This window comes from Haloprofundus salilacus, from assembly GCF_020150815.1.
GTDB classification, from domain to species: domain Archaea; phylum Halobacteriota; class Halobacteria; order Halobacteriales; family Haloferacaceae; genus Haloprofundus; species Haloprofundus salilacus.
Genome location: NZ_CP083723.1, coordinates 3,136,097 through 3,153,427, shown reverse-complemented (window position 1 = coordinate 3,153,427; position 17,331 = coordinate 3,136,097). Strand labels below are relative to the sequence as shown.

The 17,331-nt window shown below is 66.5% G+C and carries 21 protein-coding genes; 10 read left to right on the top strand and 11 right to left on the bottom strand.

What is annotated here, in order from left to right; genetic code table 11:
• Window positions 1–59: 59 nt before the first annotated feature.
• Entirely contained in the window at window positions 60–977 is a 918-nt protein-coding gene (locus tag LAQ58_RS16320; RefSeq protein WP_224448493.1) for an MBL fold metallo-hydrolase, read from the bottom strand.
• Window positions 978–1,151: 174 nt separating this feature from the next.
• Between LAQ58_RS16320 and serS the strand changes: the two genes are divergently transcribed.
• Together serS and LAQ58_RS16310 are read left to right on the top strand one after the other, a co-directional pair.
• On the top strand, window positions 1,152–2,534 hold the full coding sequence (gene serS, locus LAQ58_RS16315; RefSeq protein ID WP_224448492.1) for a serine--tRNA ligase: 1,383 nt from the start codon (window positions 1,152–1,154) through the stop codon (window positions 2,532–2,534).
• A 75-nt stretch (window positions 2,535–2,609) separates the two neighbouring features.
• Window positions 2,610–2,966, top strand: coding sequence for an SHOCT domain-containing protein (locus tag LAQ58_RS16310; protein WP_224448491.1), 357 nt, complete (start codon window positions 2,610–2,612; stop codon window positions 2,964–2,966).
• A 15-nt stretch (window positions 2,967–2,981) separates the two neighbouring features.
• On the opposite strand, the gene LAQ58_RS16305 is transcribed toward LAQ58_RS16310, so the two are convergent.
• Window positions 2,982–3,320, bottom strand: coding sequence for a nuclear transport factor 2 family protein (locus LAQ58_RS16305; protein ID WP_224448490.1), 339 nt, complete (start codon window positions 3,318–3,320; stop codon window positions 2,982–2,984).
• Window positions 3,321–3,568: 248 nt separating this feature from the next.
• Here LAQ58_RS16305 and LAQ58_RS16300 point away from each other — a divergent pair, with 248 nt between their 5' ends.
• Window positions 3,569–4,072, top strand: coding sequence for a DUF367 family protein (locus LAQ58_RS16300; RefSeq protein WP_224448489.1), 504 nt, complete (start codon window positions 3,569–3,571; stop codon window positions 4,070–4,072).
• Window positions 4,073–4,138: 66 nt separating this feature from the next.
• Here LAQ58_RS16300 and LAQ58_RS16295 read toward each other — a convergent pair whose 3' ends face one another.
• Entirely contained in the window at window positions 4,139–4,543 is a 405-nt protein-coding gene (locus tag LAQ58_RS16295) for a DUF5518 domain-containing protein (RefSeq protein ID WP_224448488.1), read from the bottom strand.
• An 89-nt stretch (window positions 4,544–4,632) separates the two neighbouring features.
• Window positions 4,633–4,995 carry a DUF5518 domain-containing protein gene (locus tag LAQ58_RS16290; protein ID WP_224448487.1) on the bottom strand — a complete coding sequence of 121 codons (363 nt, stop codon included), beginning with the start codon at window positions 4,993–4,995 and terminating at the stop codon, window positions 4,633–4,635.
• 160 nt (window positions 4,996–5,155) lie between these two features.
• Between LAQ58_RS16290 and LAQ58_RS16285 the strand changes: the two genes are divergently transcribed.
• Window positions 5,156–6,172 carry an NOG1 family protein gene (locus LAQ58_RS16285; RefSeq protein WP_224448486.1) on the top strand — a complete coding sequence of 339 codons (1,017 nt, stop codon included), beginning with the start codon at window positions 5,156–5,158 and terminating at the stop codon, window positions 6,170–6,172.
• Window positions 6,173–6,310: 138 nt separating this feature from the next.
• Window positions 6,311–6,463: a hypothetical protein gene (locus LAQ58_RS16280; protein ID WP_224448485.1), complete on the top strand. Its 153-nt coding sequence runs from the start codon at window positions 6,311–6,313 to the stop codon at window positions 6,461–6,463.
• A 266-nt stretch (window positions 6,464–6,729) separates the two neighbouring features.
• Here LAQ58_RS16280 and LAQ58_RS16275 read toward each other — a convergent pair whose 3' ends face one another.
• The 3 genes from LAQ58_RS16275 to LAQ58_RS16265 all read right to left on the bottom strand — a co-directional run bounded on the left by LAQ58_RS16275 (window position 6,730) and on the right by LAQ58_RS16265 (window position 9,651).
• A complete protein-coding gene (locus LAQ58_RS16275; protein ID WP_224448484.1) occupies window positions 6,730–7,446 on the bottom strand; it encodes an SIMPL domain-containing protein in 717 nt (238 codons plus the stop codon).
• A 35-nt stretch (window positions 7,447–7,481) separates the two neighbouring features.
• Complete coding sequence (locus LAQ58_RS16270; RefSeq protein WP_224448483.1) at window positions 7,482–8,876, bottom strand: TIGR00341 family protein; 1,395 nt, start codon at window positions 8,874–8,876, stop codon at window positions 7,482–7,484.
• A gap of 64 nt (window positions 8,877–8,940) precedes the next feature.
• Window positions 8,941–9,651: a 5-formyltetrahydrofolate cyclo-ligase gene (locus LAQ58_RS16265; protein WP_224448482.1), complete on the bottom strand. Its 711-nt coding sequence runs from the start codon at window positions 9,649–9,651 to the stop codon at window positions 8,941–8,943.
• Between the two features lie 158 nt (window positions 9,652–9,809).
• Between LAQ58_RS16265 and engB the strand changes: the two genes are divergently transcribed.
• Window positions 9,810–10,436, top strand: a complete 627-nt coding sequence (gene engB, locus LAQ58_RS16260) for a GTP-binding protein EngB (RefSeq protein WP_224448481.1) — start codon at window positions 9,810–9,812, stop codon at window positions 10,434–10,436.
• A gap of 154 nt (window positions 10,437–10,590) precedes the next feature.
• Complete coding sequence (locus LAQ58_RS16255; protein WP_224448480.1) at window positions 10,591–10,821, top strand: hypothetical protein; 231 nt, start codon at window positions 10,591–10,593, stop codon at window positions 10,819–10,821.
• 29 nt (window positions 10,822–10,850) lie between these two features.
• On the opposite strand, the gene ddh is transcribed toward LAQ58_RS16255, so the two are convergent.
• Together ddh and LAQ58_RS16245 are read right to left on the bottom strand one after the other, a co-directional pair.
• A complete protein-coding gene (ddh, locus tag LAQ58_RS16250) occupies window positions 10,851–11,777 on the bottom strand; it encodes a D-2-hydroxyacid dehydrogenase (protein ID WP_224448479.1) in 927 nt (308 codons plus the stop codon).
• 223 nt (window positions 11,778–12,000) lie between these two features.
• Window positions 12,001–13,302 (bottom strand): eIF2B alpha/beta/delta subunit family protein, encoded by a 1,302-nt coding sequence (locus tag LAQ58_RS16245; RefSeq protein ID WP_224448478.1) that lies wholly within the window; start codon window positions 13,300–13,302, stop codon window positions 12,001–12,003.
• A gap of 58 nt (window positions 13,303–13,360) precedes the next feature.
• On the opposite strand from LAQ58_RS16245, the gene LAQ58_RS16240 reads away from it, so the two are divergent.
• Both LAQ58_RS16240 and LAQ58_RS16235 read left to right on the top strand, forming a co-directional pair.
• Window positions 13,361–13,888 carry a YfcE family phosphodiesterase gene (locus LAQ58_RS16240; RefSeq protein ID WP_224448477.1) on the top strand — a complete coding sequence of 176 codons (528 nt, stop codon included), beginning with the start codon at window positions 13,361–13,363 and terminating at the stop codon, window positions 13,886–13,888.
• Window positions 13,889–13,931: 43 nt separating this feature from the next.
• Complete coding sequence (locus tag LAQ58_RS16235) at window positions 13,932–14,690, top strand: coenzyme F420-0:L-glutamate ligase (RefSeq protein ID WP_224448476.1); 759 nt, start codon at window positions 13,932–13,934, stop codon at window positions 14,688–14,690.
• Between the two features lie 30 nt (window positions 14,691–14,720).
• Here the strand turns inward: LAQ58_RS16235 and LAQ58_RS16230 are convergent, their stop codons facing one another.
• Window positions 14,721–15,875 (bottom strand): pyridoxal phosphate-dependent aminotransferase, encoded by a 1,155-nt coding sequence (locus LAQ58_RS16230; protein WP_224448475.1) that lies wholly within the window; start codon window positions 15,873–15,875, stop codon window positions 14,721–14,723.
• Between the two features lie 209 nt (window positions 15,876–16,084).
• Between LAQ58_RS16230 and LAQ58_RS16225 the strand changes: the two genes are divergently transcribed.
• Window positions 16,085–17,068: a 5,10-methylenetetrahydromethanopterin reductase gene (locus LAQ58_RS16225; protein WP_224448474.1), complete on the top strand. Its 984-nt coding sequence runs from the start codon at window positions 16,085–16,087 to the stop codon at window positions 17,066–17,068.
• Here LAQ58_RS16225 and LAQ58_RS16220 read toward each other — a convergent pair.
• Complete coding sequence (locus LAQ58_RS16220; RefSeq protein WP_224448473.1) at window positions 17,025–17,279, bottom strand: DUF8024 family protein; 255 nt, start codon at window positions 17,277–17,279, stop codon at window positions 17,025–17,027. The genes LAQ58_RS16225 and LAQ58_RS16220 overlap by 44 nt on opposite strands.
• Between the last annotated feature and the right edge of the window lie 52 nt (window positions 17,280–17,331).

The window sequence follows — 17,331 nt, the reverse complement described above, 5'->3', positions numbered from 1 at the left end:
CGGGCGTTGTACGGGATTGAACTGAATCGGACGCAGCAGAAAGTCGTCGACGGCGGGTGTTACTCGCGCTGGCCGTCGCGGTAGTCGAGATACCCCAAGACGCCGCGGACGTTCAATCGTTCCTCGGCGGTCGCTTTGCGCTTGCCCCACGTGTCGACCATCTCGGTGTGTTCGACGAAGTGGTCGATGACCGCCTCGTCGCCGTCGAGTTCCTCTCGTCGTCGTCGGACCGCTTCGACCCACTCGACGAGCACGCGCTTGTACTCGCTCATCAGCTCCTCGCTGAACTCGCGGGAACCGAAGTGACCGAAGCAGAGCGTCTCGGGGTCGCGCTCGACGATGGTGTTGACATCTTCGAGACACCGTTCGAGATCGAACTGCGACGGCGGCGACGTCTGGCGTATCGCGTTCTCGCTCGGAATCCAGATACCGGCGGCGTCGCCCGTGTAGAGCGCGTCCGTCGCGCGGTCGTGGAACATCACCTGATGGGGCGCGTGGCCCGGCGCGTGAATCACGTCGAGCGTCCGGTCGCCGAGGTCGATCTCGTCGCCGTCTTCGAGTCCGTCGATGCGGTCCTCGGGGACGGGTTTCGGTTCGACGTAGAACTCCCACTGGTCCTCAACGGCGGCTTTCGTCCCCTCGACGAGTCGGGAGGGGTCGATGAGGTGGCGGACGCCGATGTCGTGGCAGAGTACTGTCGCGTTCGGGCACGCCTCGGCGAGAAAGCCCGCGCCGCCCGCGTGGTCGAGGTGGACGTGCGTCGGAAGGATGTACGCCACCGCCTCGGGGTCGATCCCCACATCGTCTATCGCGTCGAGGATGTACTCGTAGTGGGTGCCGATGCCGGTGTCGATAATCACGGGTCTGTCGGCGTCGACGAGGAAGACCGACCCGTACGCCTCGGTGGCGTACATGCCGGTGTCGACGTAGTAGGTGTCCTCGGTGCCGGGAACTGGAGCGACGTCGGCGATTGCCATGCACCGTTGGCGTCCGCGGCGAGCAAAAACGTTCGGACGGCGGAAGAGGGCGAAGAGAGACAGAAAGAGCGACGAAGCGAACGAAAGCGAGACGAAACGGAGAGAGCTAGCACGATGAGACGACGGCACACGGATGCGACACGGTTTTGCCCGGGCCGCCTGAATCTCGCACAAATGCTCAGCAGACAGTACCTCCGGGAACACGCCGAGGAGGTTCGGGCCGCGCTCGACCAGCGAGGGATGGACGACGTGGACCTCGACCGAATTCTGGCCGTCGACGAGGAGTGGCGCTCGCTCAAGAGCGAGGGCGACGACCTGCGGCACAATCGGAATCAGGTGTCAAGTAAAATCGGCCAACTGAAAGCTGAGGGCAAAGACGACGAGGCCGACGAGGCCATCGCCCGCTCGCAGGAACTCAAAGAGGAGCTTCAGGCGGTCGAGCAGCGCGCCGACGAACTCGAAACCGAACTGCAGGAGGCGCTGCTCGAACTGCCGAACGTTCCGCACGAGGACGTGCCCGTCGGCGACGACGAGAGCGACAACGTTGAGGACCGGCGCTGGGGCTTCGACGACCTGCGTGAGTTGCCCGACGAGGTGACGCCGCACTACGAACTCGGCGAGGAACTCGACATCATTGACGAGCAGCGCGCCGCGAAGACCACCGGTTCGGGGTTTTACTTCCTGAAAGGAGAGGGCGCGATGCTCGAACACGCGCTCATCCAGTTCTTCCTTGACGTCCACCGCGAACAGGGGTACGTTGACCTGTTCCCGCCGATTCCGGTCAAGAGCACGTCGATGGTCGGCACGGGGCAGCTCCCCAAATTCGCCGAGGACGCCTACCGCATCGGCGGAAGCGAAACCGAGAACTACGACGACGACGACCTGTGGCTCTGTCCAACTGCAGAAGTACCGGTGACGAACATGTACGCCGACGAGATTCTGCTGAAGGAGGACCTCCCGATGAAACATCAGGCGTACACGCCGAACTTCCGGCGCGAGGCGGGCGAGCACGGTACCGAGACCCGAGGAATCGTCCGCGTCCATCAGTTCAACAAGGTCGAACTGGTCAACTTCGTCGAACCCGACGAGAGCTACGACCGTCTCGAAGCGCTGGTCGAGGAGGCCGAGGAAGTGCTGAAGCGACTCGGTCTCCCGTACCGGGTGCTGACGCTCTGCACCGGTGACCTCACGTTCGCCTCGGCGAAGACGTACGACATCGAAGTCTGGGCGCCCGGCACCGAGAGCGACGACGGACCCGAGCGCGGCGGCCGCTGGCTCGAGGTGTCGTCGGCGTCGAACTTCGAGGAGTTCCAAGCGCGCCGCGCCGGATTGCGCTACCGCCCCGAGCGCCACGAGTCGGCGGAGTACCTCCACACGCTCAACGCCTCGGGGACGGCCGTCGGCCGAATTATGGTCGCGCTGCTGGAGTACTACCAGAACGACGACGGCACCGTCACGGTACCCGAGGCGCTCCGCCCGTACATGGGCGGCCGCGAGGTCATCGAGGGCCACGAACCGGTCGGCGAGAGCGCCGTCGGTGCGGGGAAGAAGGACTGAACGTCGTCCCCGAACGATTCCACGTTTCTGGGAATCGTCGATGTCGTGTTCATCCTCCAACGTCTACACTCTCTCATGACCGAGAAAGCTACCAGAGTCGTGCGAATCGGACTCGTCGCGCTAGCGATGCTGGTCGTACTGCCGCTACTGACCATGGTGTTAGTCGGCGGACCGACGATGGGACCGTGGATGGGCGGTCACATGGTCGGTGACGCGTGGGGCGGCGACTGGGGGACCTTCGCCTTCATGTTCGTCTGGATGCTCGTCCCGCTTCTCGCCGTACTGGGCGGCGGGTATCTGCTGTTCCGCGCGTTCGACGACGACAGTCACGACGACCGAACACTCGAAGAGCTCAGATTCGCCTACGCCTGTGGCGAACTGACCGACGAGGAGTACGAGACGCGCCGACAGCGTCTCGAATCGGAGACGTAGTGACGACCGAACGCCTTACTCTCTTCTCGCGAACGTCCGAAGTTCGACGACGACACCGTCTTCGAACCGGTGGACGTCGACGAAGTGGAACAGTCGCTCGCCGTCGGCGTCGAGGAGGCGGCCGCGGACGACGAGTTCCGAGCCATCGTCGTTCTCGTACAGTTCGTCGAGTTCGTGGCTCGTCCGCTTGTTCGGCCGGTCGTCGCGCATGAACGAGACGAACGCCTCGCGGCCGTCGAGCGTTCTGTCGGGGCGGTCGTGGACGAACGTGGGAGCGAGGAGGTCAGAGAGCGCTGAGTAGTCGTGCTCGTCGAGCGCCGAGTAGTACGCCCGGACGGCGGCGACGTGGTCCATGTACTCTCACTCCGTGGTGGTGCCGTATGATGGTTTTGGCGAGCAGGCGAGCCTCGTCGGGTGTCGGAACGACCGGTATCGCGCGCCGGGTGCTCGCGCTCCCGCCTCGACCGGCGCGCGTCGAGTCGTCAGGTCACGAGGCGAGGTGGTTCCGTCATCGCTCATAAACTCTCGTCACGGGACGACGAACGTCGTGTCGCTCGGCCGGCGAACGAGGCGTTTTTCTTCTACGGTCGTCCATCTCCGGTGTGGAGCTTCACGTCCGGTACGAGGGCGACGACGACCCGACCAAATGCACGGCAAGGAAACTCGCCCGATTCGACCTCGCGGAGTTACACCGTACCGACCGGGCCGCACCCCGCGGCGTGGTACTCAACCCGCACGCCGACCAGGCGCTCTCGCCGGCGGACGAACCGCGGGCGGCCGACCGGGGTCTCGTCGCGCTCGACTGCTCGTGGGAGTCCGCCGAACGGGCGATGTTTACGCTCGGCGGCATCCACCGCGCGCTGCCGTTTCTCGTCGCGGGCAACCCCGTGAACTTCGGCCGGCCGATGGAACTCACGACGGTCGAAGCGCTGGCGGCGGCGCTCTGTATCTTCGGCTACGACGACTACGCCGAGGAGATTCTCTCGAAGTTCACGTGGGGGCACACGTTTCTGGAACTGAACGAGGAACCGCTGCGACGCTACGCCGACTGTGCGGATTCGACCGAAGTCGTCGAGGTACAGGGCGAGTACCTCGACCGGGAGTAAGCGGCCACCGAAAACGAGGAGAACGGTAAAACTCGAAAAAGGATAGGAAAGTCGTCTCTGCGGTTGTCAACGACTGGCTGGTTGGCCCTGTTCTGCGGGCGACGGGCGCTTCAGCATCGCGCCGACTGCCCCACCGACCGCGCCGGGCACGGCGTAGAGGCCGAGGAACAGGAGGCCGACGAGGGCGAACGAGAGTCCGACGAAGCCGAGGAGCACCGTCCCCAGTAGCGCCAACACCGCGTACACGAGTACCGCGCCGATGGTGGTCGCGACGATACCGTTGACGGCTCCGTTACCCATTCCGTGCCCCGCGACGTAGCCGGCCGCGAGTCCGCCGACGACGCCCGTCAGTCCCCAGCCGATGACGGGGAGCGTGAGGTCGGTCAGCGGAATCGCGTTCCCGCTGAGTAGCCCAAGTACCAACGTCACGACGAATCCGATGGCGATTGCGCGCCAGTTCAACTCTGCCATAGCAGGAGAAGAGACGCTTTGCAGAATATTGAACTCGTCTGACGATTCTGCGGACACTCCGAAAATCGGTGAGACGGAGCTATCGGCTCTTAGTTCTTCGCCCACGCGCCGACCGCACCGGCGAGCGCGCTGTCGACGGCGAACAGGAGCGTTATCATCGCGCCGACGACGAGGATGCCGCCGCCGGCGACGAGGCCCCCGAGCGGGCCACCGGCGAAGCCGAGAAGGCCGCCGAGCAGTGCGACGAAGACGGTCAGGACGATGCCCGAAATCGACCCCGCGACGAGGCCATGCCACGCGCCGCGGCCGAGCGTGCCGCCCGCGAGGTAGCCCGCTGCGAAGCCGCCGATGAGCCCTGCGCCGACCTGTCCGACTATCGGTATCGAGAGGCCGACGGCGCCGACGACGAGGAGGACGACGAAGCCGACACCGACTGCGCGCCAGTCAGTCATAGCCGATGGTACGCCGTCCACGGCCAAAAGCGTCGTGTCGAAGCGGGGCTGCCGTCCGAGCGCCGTCTCCGCGTGGTGCGTCAGGGCGCTCGCGTGAAACGACGACGCACGGGCCGCACAAACGGACGCCCTTTAGTACGCCCGTCGTCAAGGTGCCAGCATGATTTTCGAGAATCTTCCGACGACGCCCCGGTCGGAGGAGCTCATCGACAAGGCGTTCTCGCGAGCGGCGCGGGCGGGACGGGCCAAGACGGGATTAGAGGCGCAGGAGTCGATGCTCCAGACGGCGGCGAACATCCTCTCGGACAACGTCCAGAACGTCGTAACGGCGTGGCCGGACTTCGAGACGGTCGACCCGTTCTACTACGAACTCGCCGACGCCGTGCTCCGCCGACAGGGGACGTTCGCCGCCGAGAGCGACGAACTCGAAGGCGACGGCGGCGTCGACACGCTCCGCCAGAGCCTCGCGAACCTCACGTGGGCCGGTCGGCAGATCAAGGAACTGCACCGCGAGTACGTCTCGAAGCTCCGCCGTAGCGACACCGACACGGCGCGAAAGCACCGCAAGCAGGCGTTCGCGCGGATGGCCGACATAATCGAACAGGTCGAAGACGACCTACTCCGCGTCAGCGAGGCGCGCGACGCACTGAAGAATCTCCCCGACGTGCGCCCGGACGAACCGGCTATCGTCGTCGCGGGCTACCCGAACGTCGGTAAGTCGTCGTTCGTCAACGCGGTCACCCGCGCGAGCAACGAGATCGCCTCCTACCCGTTCACGACGAAAGCCGTCCAACTCGGTCACTTCGAGCGCAATCGCATCCGCTACCAGATCATCGACACGCCGGGCCTGTTGGACCGGCCCGAAGCCGAGCGCAACGACATCGAGCGGCAGGCGGTAAGCGCGCTCGAACATCTCGCCGACGCCGTGCTGTTCGTCGTCGACGCCAGCGGCGACTGCGGCTACCCGCTCGACGCGCAACTCGAACTCCGCGACGAGATGCAGCGTCGCTTCGACGTACCCGTGCTCACCATCTGTAACAAGAGCGACCGCTCGACGGACGTCGAGGCCGACGCGTACATGAGTATCACGGAGAACGACGGCGTCGACAACGTGCTCGACATGGCCGTCGACGCCGTCGGCTTCGAGCCTGACATTCCGCCGTCGCGGCGCGAGTAGCTGATTTTCAGTCGATTTCTCGCCGGAGGACGACGGTTCGAGCGCTTCGTCGCCGGTCTCGTCGACTGCCTCGGCCTCCCCAGTTTCCCCGACCGCCTCGACTTCACCCGCCCGAAGCAATCGTTCGGCCTGCCGTCGGTGGACCCGACGAGCGGCGTCGACGGTCGTCGCGTCGGCGTTGAGCGCGGGGTCCGTCACGTCGACGAAGAACGCCCGCCCGTCGGCCGTCTCCTCGGCGCGGAGTTCGACGAGTCGGTCCCGGTCCGCCACCGTTCCAATAGGGTTCTCTGACACGGCTGGAACGTCAGTCTCGCGCGGTTAAATCGCCGGTCACGGGAACCGACAGCTCGCTCGCGATGATACGAACGTCGGTGACATGGGCACCGCGAGGAGTGAGAGACGGTACGGAAAAACAGCCGACTGGAGCGAGTAGGAGGAGCGTCAGCGTGGGACCGCATCGGCGCGGGTCGGACGGAGGGGAACAGCGTCAGCGTGGGAACCGCAGGCGAATGGGGAGGGGAACGGCGTCAGCGGGGACCGTCAATCCGGTTTGATGCTCAATTGGCTGTGTACGTCGCCTGCACCGTCACCGTGACGGAGACCGGACCGGGGCGGACGCTGGTCGACGCGCCCCCGGCGTCGCTGGCCATCTCGTATCGAGGCGAGTACGGGTCGCTCGCGCCGGTCGTTGAGAGCGTTCGGACTTCGCCGAGTTCGAGACCGGCGGCCGCGGCGAGACTCGACGCCTCGCCTTCGGCGTCAGCGACGGCGGCGTCGATGGCTTCCTCGCGGAGTTCGGCGCGCTTCTCGTCGCTCAGCGTGAACTGGACGCCGTCGACGCGAGAGGCGCCGTTGTCGACGGCGACGTCGATGAGTTCGCCGGCGCGGTCGGGCGTCGTCTCAACGCGGTACGCGTGGCGGGCGGTGTAGCCCACGACCCGCGGTTCCTCGCCGCGGTGGTCGTACTCGGGTTGGACGGCGTAGTACTGGGTCGTGATACCGTCTTCGGCGACGCCAGCGTCGACGAGCGCCGAGACGAGCGTATCTGAACGGTTTGCGACGATATCACGCGCCTCGGCGGCGCTGTCGGCACGCGCCTCCACGGTGACCGAGAGCACCGCGAGGTCCGGGTCGGCGGTGGCCTCGCCCGTGCCGGAGACGGAGATGTGCTGTCCGTCGTCCGCGCTGGGCGACGACGAGGTCTGTAACGGTGCGAGACAGCCGGCCGTCAGCAACGCGACGGCCAACACGACTGCGGGTATCCGGAGGCGCATGCCAGTAGATAGTCGGGTGAAACTATCAAGCCGCGCTAAGCACAAAGAGCCGTTTTACATACCGCCGAACGCGTCTGCTGCGAGTTCGCGGGCTGACTCGATGCGGCGGTTTCGCCCGTCGAACGGTCGATTTCGACGTACCTGACGACGACTGTGACGCGCTCGGAGCTAACGATGCCGAACGGCGCGTTCGCGTTGGCTTGGATTCGGCTCAGGATGTCGTCTGCGACCGGCGGCGGATCGACCCCGACGGGATGGCCGACGGTGACGACGACCTGCCGCGGTTGCCGGAACGGAATCTCGTCGTCGTACTGGACGTCCATGCCGAGTCGTGTCAGTTCGTCGTGCTGGCTGAGAGCCGAATCGACGGACGTTCGGGCGGTCTCCTCGAAGCTACTCGTCCGGAAACTCGCGTACGTGACGCCGCCGAGAAACGCCGAGAGAACGAGGATTGCCAGTCCGAGCGCCCCGATGCGTTTGAACGTTGCGTCCTCGGCGCTCGGGCGTTGGAACAGGTTGGCCGGACGGTAGCCCATGTACCAGAGCACTCCGAGCGCAGTGAAGTTTATCGAGAGGAAGTTGACCAAGACGAGCACGAACGACCCCAGAACAGTCGCCGGACTCCCCCACGCGATGCCGATGCCGACGACGGCGATGGGCGGGACGAGCGCGGCAGCAATCATCACCCCGACGAGCGCTGCCGAGACGCCTGAGGAGATGCTTAACGCGCCCGCGACGCCCGCACCGAGCGCTACCGCCAGCGAGAGCACGTCGGGTGCGAGACGAAGACGGACCTGCTCTATCTGAAACACTTCCTGTGTGCCGAATGGGACGACGCCGGTCAGTCGGAAGACGAATGCGAAAGCCGCAGCGCTCACGATAGCGAGCACGCCGCCTGCGACCTGTTGTCTGACCCCTTTCAGGAACAATTCGCGGTCGTCGACGACACTGCCGACGCTCGTCGCCATCGCGGGACCGACCAGCGGCGCGATGACCATCGACCCGACGATTACCGCAGCGTCGTTGAGCAGCAGGCCCGCCGTCGCGACGACGGCGCTGATGATAGTCATTATCACGAAAACCGGCATCTCCGGTGCGAGTTGCTGCGCCGATGCGACGAGTTCCTCGCGAGCGATTCGGTCGCCGTTCGATTCTTCTTTCTCGTACTTCTCTTGGAGACTGTCGAACCGCTGGGAGATGACCGTCTCGGCGTCGAGAACGACCGTGTACGCCTCGCGCTCGATACCCGCGTCGCGGAGTTTCTCCAGCACCGGTTCGACGGCGTTCGTCGGCAACGGAATCGAGACGATAGCGATGTACTCTCGACCGCTCGTCTCGTCGGAGAGCGCGTAATCGATCCCTTCGTCGTCGAGGAGCGACAGAATCGCCTCGCGCTTGCCGGCCGGAACCATCACCTGAACGAGTCGCACATGTAGCTGTCACGGCGAGAGGGGAAATATCCTGAGGGATGAACCGTGCGTCGAGACGACGCGTTCAGTTCGGGTGTAGATGCTGCAACACCGGAATTTCGGCCAGCTTCTCCGCGTCGAGCGCGTCCCAGTCGACGCCGGCGGGCCGGTCGCACGCCGTCTCCGTCCGGACGGCCCGCTCGGGTGTCACCACAAGGTCCAGCGGCACGTCGTGAGCGTCGGGCGTCACCTCGGCGTCGTCGACGACCTGCAACTCGTGGACCGTCGTCGCCACCGTCGTCTCGTCGTCGACGGCGCCGAGTTCCCGAAGCACCGCGAATTCGAGGTCGCTGTACCCTTCTCCTTTCCCGACGCGCGCACCGCTTTCGGTGACGGCGACGCTCCCGGCGACGATGAAGTCGACGCGGGGAACCTCGTCGGGAGCGACGGGAACGCCGTACTTCGCCGATCCGGAGATGGTCGTCGCGGCGTCGACGTCGTCTATCTCCGCCGGGTCGAGTTTCAGAAACGGTCGCTCGTCGCGGAGTCGCGGTACGGCCATATACACGGTTTTCCCGTCGCGGAGCGCCCGCCGCCGGACGGGCAGTTGCGGCGCGTCGGGGTTGGCTTTCACCGTCTGCGCCGCCCGCCACTCGTCGGTGTCGGCGAGGCGCTCGGCGGCGTCTCTCGCCCCGGCGAAGTTCGTGATTCTCCCTTCGGGCGGGTACGGAAACCGGTTGACGCCCTGGGCTTCGAGGGTAGTCCAGACGCGTTCGCGGAGCTCCTGTTTCTCCATCGGCGAACGGTTGGCACGGCGGTGCCAAAACGTTCCGTCTTCCGTCGGTCTGCAGACGCGGAGACGACGAGAGTGAGATGAATTCGCAACGAACAGAGACGAATCCGCGACGAGACGTGTCCCGCGGCGTTTATCCGCCCGAGCGAAGTATCGAAGGTATGTTCGAGAACCGACCGAACCGCGACGCCGAGGTGGTGTTCGTCGGACGGTCGAACGTCGGGAAGTCGACGTTGATGCGCGAGTTGACCGGCCACACCGGCTTTTCGACGGGGAAGAAGCCCGGTGTCACCCGCAAACCGAACCACTTCGACTGGGCCGCCGAGAGCTTCATGTTCACCGACCTGCCGGGATTCGGCTTCATGTCCGGCGTTGAGGAGGACCGTCGCGAGCAGATAAAGACGGACATTGTCCGCTACATCGAGGAGAATGCCGACTCGATTCTCGCGGCCGTCCTCGTCGTCGACGGCAAGAGCGTCGTCGACATCATCGACCGGCACACGAGTGACGACGAGATTCCGCACGACGTGGAGATGTTCTACTTTCTCGACGAACTCGACGTCCCCGTCGTCGTCGCGGTGAACAAGATGGACAAAGTCGACGACGGGGACGAGCGGCTGAACGAACTCTGCGACCGCCTCGGCCTCTTTCCGCCGTGGAAGCAGTGGGAAGGCGAGGTCATCGCGCCCATCAGCGCCAAGCGCGGTAGCATCGAACCGCTCAAGGAGGCGCTTCGGTTCCACTTCCACGAGGCGAAGCGGGACGACCTGCTGAAGTTCGTGAAGTAGCGGTTGCGAAAGCGAAACGTCGGCGCGCGCGCTGCGCCGCCGGCACAGAGCCGTCTCACTCCATAGACGTCGCAGGAACTCTTTCTATATAGCGGAAAATACCCGTACAGAATTTATGTTCCTCCGTGCTGTCCTCACTGCGCCGGTAAGAATCATGGCCACCACACAGACAGAGGCGGTGCTCTCGAAGCACCTCACGAACGAACAGTACGCGAAAGTCGCGAACATCGCCGCTCGCGAGGGACGCTCCGTCGAGGACCTCCTCGCCGACATCGTCGGAACGTACGTCGAACAGTACGAGACCGCCGGCGAAACCGATGTGACTGAGACAGAGGAACGACTCCACCCGCAGACGCGGGTCGGTCGTCACTCCAGCTACTTCTGACGCCGCGTCGTCTCCGCCGCGAAGGCCGCTTAGACGACCCGATTGACCATCTCCTCGCCCCGGGAGACCCGTTCGACGTTCCCGCGAATGAGGTCGGCGATGTCGCGGTGATAGTCGCGCGTCATCGCGCCGACGTGCGGCGTCAAAACGACCTGCTCGAACTCCCACAGCGGCGAGTCCTCGGGAAGCGGTTCCTCAGCGAACACGTCGAGACCTGCGCCCGCGATCTCTCCCTCGCGGAGCGCCGCGACCAGCGCGTCCTCGTCGGCGACGGGACCGCGCGCGACGTTGATCAGGTAGGCATCCTCGCGCATCGCCTCGAACTCCGGCGCGCCGACGAGTCCTTCGGTCTCGGGGGTCAGCGGCGTCGCCAGCGCGACGAACCGCGCGTCAGCGATGGCCTCGTGGAGGTCGTCCGGCGTGTACACCGTCTCGACGCCGTCGACCGGGTCGCCCGACCGGCGGACGCCGACGACGTCCATCCCGAGTCCGTTCGCGCGCTCGACGATGCCCCGCCCGAGCGTTCCGAGACCGACGACGCAGAGTCGCTCGCCGTCAAGGGTGAACGGTCGCTCGTAAGGGAGGCGCGTCCACTCTCGCTCCGTCTGTGCGTCGCGGTAGACGTGGAGACCGCGGGCGAACGCGAGCAGCATCCCCGCCACCGTCTCGCCGATGGTCGTCCCGTGGATGCCGGTGCTGTTGGTCAGCGCGACGCCCTCCGACTCGTAAGCGTCGACGTCGAACTCGTCGTAGCCCGCGCGGATGCAGTGGACCCAGTCCGCCTGGAGAAATGAGGGGCGGGGTCCGAACGCCGCGACAGCGTCGCCGGGACCGAACTCGGCGTCGTCCCCGACCCGTTCGACCGGTACGTCGAGGTCCGACAGCGCGTCCGCGAGCGCCGCGCCGGGAAGCGCCTTCTCGACCGACTCGTGTACGGCGATTCGAGAGAGATTCATACGAGGTACGTCACAGAGGGCACTCCTGAACGTTTCGAGGTTGGATTCGCCGGTGGTCGTCGCTCACAGATCGAAGGAGGGCGACTCGGAGTGAGGGTATCGTCACAAGGGGCTCGGTGGGGGTAACCCTCGTCACTGTCGCCTGTTGACGCTACGCCGGGCGGGGTTTTGACCGTCACGGTCCGCCCTCGTCGCGCCGTCGGTCCTCGCTCGTCCGGAACCCTCACCCGCTCCACCCCTGCCACTCGCGTCGCTCCGCCGCCAGCTTCGCCACCTCGTCGGCGTCGACGACGCTCGACTCTGTGACGATGCCCGAGACGAGGTCGGCGGGCGTCCGGTCGAACAGCGGATTCTCGACCGAAAGCGACACGTCCCCGTCGTACAGTTCCGACTCGGGCCGCAATTCGGGCGAGAAGTCGTCGTCCGGGCTCACCTTGTCGGCGGCGGTGACGACGTACAGCGGGAATTTTTCCTGTTTGGCGACGAGCGCCACCATCCGCGTTCCGGCCTTGTTGGCGACGCTCCCGTCGGGGAACACCGCGTCCGCGCCGACCAGCGCGGCCGAAACGTCTCGCTCGGCGGCGACGTGCGCGAGCGCCGCGTCGGTCGTGAGCGTCACGTCCAGTCCCGCCTCGGCGAACGCCTCGGCGGCGTCGACGCCCTCGCCGCCGGGTTGCGACTCGGCGACGAGCAGTGGGCGTCCGGCCGCAGAAAGCGCAGCCGTCGCGGTGCCCGACCGCGATAGCGTCGCCACGGGGCCGTCGCCCTCGATCCCGCTGTCGCCGTTGTCCGCGTCGTGCGCCGAGAGCAGCGACGCCGCGTGCGACGCCGCCTCGTCGTCCGCGTTGAGCGCGTCTCGAATCACCGACTCCGCCGTCTCGCGGACGCTCTCGCCCGCCTCGTTGGCTTCGAACATCGTTCGATTGACACGGTTCCGGACGACGGCCATCCCTGGCCGGGCGTCGCGGAGACCGCGGGCGACGGCGACGACGCGGTCCCAATCCCCGGATTCGTCGCTCTCGCCGCCGCGTTCGCGGACGGCGTTCGCTGCTTTGTCGCGCAGCACTTCGAGCGCACGAATCGAGAGGTACGCCGCGCCATGGATCTCGTCGTCGCGAACGGTGTCGACGGTGGGCGCGACGCCGCGGTACACCTCCCACAGGTTCGGAACGGTCGGCCGGTCGAGCATCGCGGGCGGCTGGACCCACTCCCAGTCGGCGAGTTCCTCGTTCGGCGTCACCTCGCGTGAGTCGGTCTCGAAGAGGAAGGGGTGGACGGTCCACTCGCGGTCGTTCTCGCCGTCGACCACGTCGAGTGGGTCGCCTGCGCGGACGAACGTCGCGTCGTCGACGCCGGTCTCCTCGCGGAGTTCTCGCCGAGCGTCGGCGAGCGCGTCTTCGGGCGCATCTTCGACGTAGCCCGAGACGCTGCCCCACAGTCCCGAGTAGGTGCCGACGGCGTCGCTGCGGCGAATCAACAGCACCTCCGCCCCCTCACGGAGAAACACGGTGACGACGTGGCTCATACCCTCCCTTTGACTAACCGCCACAACGACTTTTGCGGTCGGCGTCGGGTTCGTATCCATGCAGGTCGCGATACTCGGCGACACGCACATCCCGTCGAGAGCGAGCGAACTCCCGCAATGGGTCCAAGACTGTCTCGTCGCGGCCGACTACACCCTTCACACGGGTGATTTCGACTCCACCGAAGCGTACGACACCGTCCTCGCGCTCACGGACGGGATGGTGACCGCCGTCGCGGGCAACGCCGACCCGCCGGAACTCGACCTCCCCGAAGTCGACACCGCGGAGTTGGGGGGCGTCACGTTCGTCGTCACGCACGGCGACGCGGTCGGGAGCACCGGCGACGCCGAGGCGGAGAGGGCGGAGGTGACCGACGTAGTACGAGAACGCGGCGGCGCCGACGCCGTCGGCGTCGTCGGCCACAGCCACGAACCGATGGACGAGGAGATCGACGGCATCCATCTTCTAAACCCCGGAAGCGCGACGGGCGCGGACCCCGCCTCGCACCCGACGATGTTCCTCGTCGAAGTCGAAGACGGCGAGTACGAGACGGTGCACCTCCCCGACGGGGAGTACGCGTTCGATTAACCGGCAGCGCGGCGCTTTTTACGCCAGTCCGCAACGTCTGGCTATGGAACTGTTCGCCGTCCCCGACCTCCCGGAGATTCGGCCGGGCGACGACCTCGCGGCGCTGATTCGCGAGCGAGTCGACCTCGACGCCGACGATGTCGTCTGCGTCGCCAGCACCGTCGTTTCGAAAGCCGAGGGCCGCCTCGCCGACCTCTCGGAGTTTCCGGCGGGTCCACGCGCTAAAGAGATTGCCGCACGCCTCGCCGAGCTCTCCGGCGACGAGAAAGACCCCCGGTTCGCGCAGGCCGTGCTGGAGGAGAGCACCGAGATCATCATGGAAGCGCCGTTTCTTTTGACCGAGTCGCGGTTCGGCCATGTCGGGGTCAACGCGGGCATCGACCGCTCGAACGTTGCGGGCGCGGACCTGCTGCTCTTGCCGAAGCGGCCCTCCGAGAGCGCGGCGCGCATCCGCGAGGGCCTCCCGGCGAAACAGGTCGTCGTCACCGATACGTGCGGGCGACCGTTCCGCCACGGCCAGCGCGGCGTCGCCATCGGGTGGGCGGGGATGCACGCATCTCGGGATTGGCGCGGCGAGTCCGACCGCGACGGCCGCGAACTCGGCGTCACGGTGCAGAACGTCGTCGACGAACTCGCGGCGGCGGCGAACCTCGTCGCGGGCGAAGGCGACGGTGGGACGCCCGTCGTCGTCATCCGCGGGTTCGAGTTCGGCGACCACGCAGGCTCGGACGCCCACTTCCGCGACGTGGAAAGTGACTTCGTCCGGCAAGCGCTCAGAGAGTGGGAGTTCGAGTCGAAATAAGGGGGTAGCGTGACTGACGACGGGAACGACTCAACTCTCCTCGAGCGCGCGCTCGAGACGATCGAAACCGGTTTCGAGTCGGTTGACGTTGTTCGCGAAACTGAGCCGTAGCTTCCCCGCGCCCGCGTCGCCGAAGCCGTCGCCGGGCGCGAGGACGACGCCGTACTCCGTCAGCAGTTCCTTGGCGATGTCGAGGCTCGAACCAGGGAGGTCGATGTCGAGGAAGGCGTAGAACGCCCCCTGCGGTCGCGGGCAGGAGAGGCCGTCGATGTCGGCGACGCGGTCGACGACGTAGTTGCGGCGCTCGCGGAACGCGTCGTGCATCGCCTCGACGGGCTCTTGGGGCCCGGTGAGCGCCGCGAGCGCGGCGTGCTGGGCGACGCTAGAGGCACAGGAGGTCGTGCTCTCGTGAACCTTGGTCACCTCGTCGATTATCTCGGTCGGCCCGCAGAGCCACCCGACGCGCCACCCGGTCATCGCGTACGTCTTCGAACACGAGTTCACCGTCAGCACGTGGTCGGGGTGACCGGTGAGCGCCGCGATGCCCGTCAGGTCGCGGTCGTACGAGAGCGCGCCGTACACCTCGTCGGCGATGACGTACGCGTCGTGCTCGGCGGCGGCGGCGACGACCTCGCGGACGGCGTCCTCGTCGTAGATTCTGCCCGTGGGGTTCGAGGGCGAACAGAGCATCACCGCCGCGGTGTTCTCGTTCAGCGCGTCGCGGACGCGGTCGACGTCGAGCGGATACCCCTCGTCGGCGGGCATCGGCACCTCGACGGGGATGCCGTCGGCGAGTCGTGCCTGCGCCCAGTAGTTCGGCCACCCCGGCGAAGGGATGAGCAGTTCCTCGCCGGGACCGACGGTCGAGAGCACGGCGAGCAAGAGTGCCTCCATCCCGCCGTTGGTGACGACCACGTCGTCGGAGGCGACTTGAACGTCGTAGCGGTCGGCCATTGTCTCGCCGACGGCCTCGCGGAGTGCCGGCATCCCGGCGTTCGATGTGTAGTGCGTCTCCCCCGCGTGGGCGGCCTCGGCGGCGGCGTCGACGACGTGTTCGGGCGTGTCGAAGTCGGGTTCGCCCACTTCGAGGCGGACGAGGTCGCGGTCGGTCGCCTCCGCAAGGTCGAACATCACGCGGATGCTCGAGCGGTCGACGGACCGGACGCGCTCGGTTGGTCCTCTCATAGTCGCCAGAACGACCACCGCAGCAAAAACGTTCGCGTGGCGGCGCTTCGCGCTGGACGATGGGATGAAGAACCCAAAAACGGAGACCGAGGCAGGTCGTGACGGGAGGCCTGTCTTTTTACTCGCGCACTCCCTCGGCGCACACGAATGACGACACCCCGCAAGCGCCGCTGTTATCGACGGCGACGAGCGAGACGAGGAGGAGGGAGATGCTCGGCATCGAACTGACGCCCGAACACCCGATCTCGGAACTCGTCGACCTCGGCGTCGCCGCCGAGGAGACCGGGTTCGACTCAGTGTTCGTCTCCGCGCACTACAACAACCGCGACGCGTTCGCCGTCCTCTCGCAACTGGCCGCCGCGACCGAGTCGGTCCGACTGGGTCCAGGCGTCGCCAACCCGTTCGAGACGCACCCCGTCACGCTCGCCTCGAAGGTGGCGACGCTCGCGGAGGCTAGCCACGGCCGCGCGACGTTCGGCATCGGGCCGGGCGACCCCTCGACGTTGCGGAACTTGGGTCTCGAAGACGAACGCGGTCTCCGCCCCGTACTCGAGGCGTTCAAAGTCGCCCAGAAGCTCTGGGGCGGCGAGCGCGTCGACCACGACGGGACGTTCGAGGCGCGCGACGCCGGCCTGAACTACGACCCGCCGGGCGAGATCCCGGTGTACGTCGGCGGCGAGGGGCCGCACATGTGCCAGATGGCCGCCAAGCACGCCGACGGCCTGCTGTTCAACGGCTCGCACCCCGACGACCTCGCGTGGGCGCGCGAACAGGTCGAAGACGGACTCGCCGACCGTCCGGACGACCGCGGCGAGTTCGATCTCGCGGCATATGCGTCAGTAAGCGTCGCCAAGGGCAGAGAGTCCGCGCGCGAGGCCGCGCGGCCGCCCGTGGCGTTCATCGCCGCGGGGGCGGCCCCGCCGGTGCTCAAGCGACACGGTATCGACCGCAAGCGAGCCGGAGACATCGGCGAGAGGATAAGCGCGGGCGAGTTCTCGGAGGCGTTCGACCTCGTCACGCCCGCGATGGTGGACGCGTTCTGCATGGCCGGCACCGTCGGCGAGGTGACGGCGCGGATGGAGAAGGTGTTGCGGCACGCCGACAGCGTGGTCGTCGGGTCGCCGCTCGGTCCGGAGCTCGAATCGGCGGTCAGTCTCGCCGGGCGCGCGTACGACCGGGCGACGCGAGATTGACGCCGAACTCGCGAATCAGCGCGCCGACGGCGAGGTAGAGCAGCGCGAGCGACGCACCGACGACCATCGCGCCGCCGGCGAGCATCGAAACCGCGCGGAAAGCGATGGAGATGACGTCGGTTCCCGAGAGCAGCACGTCGGTGATGAACAGCCCGATGAGTCGGAACGTGCTCACGATGAGCTGACTGACGAATTCGAGTATCGTAACCATGCAGGGGCGTTGGAACCGCCCATATATGGTTGTTGGTGGTTAGCGTCCGCGA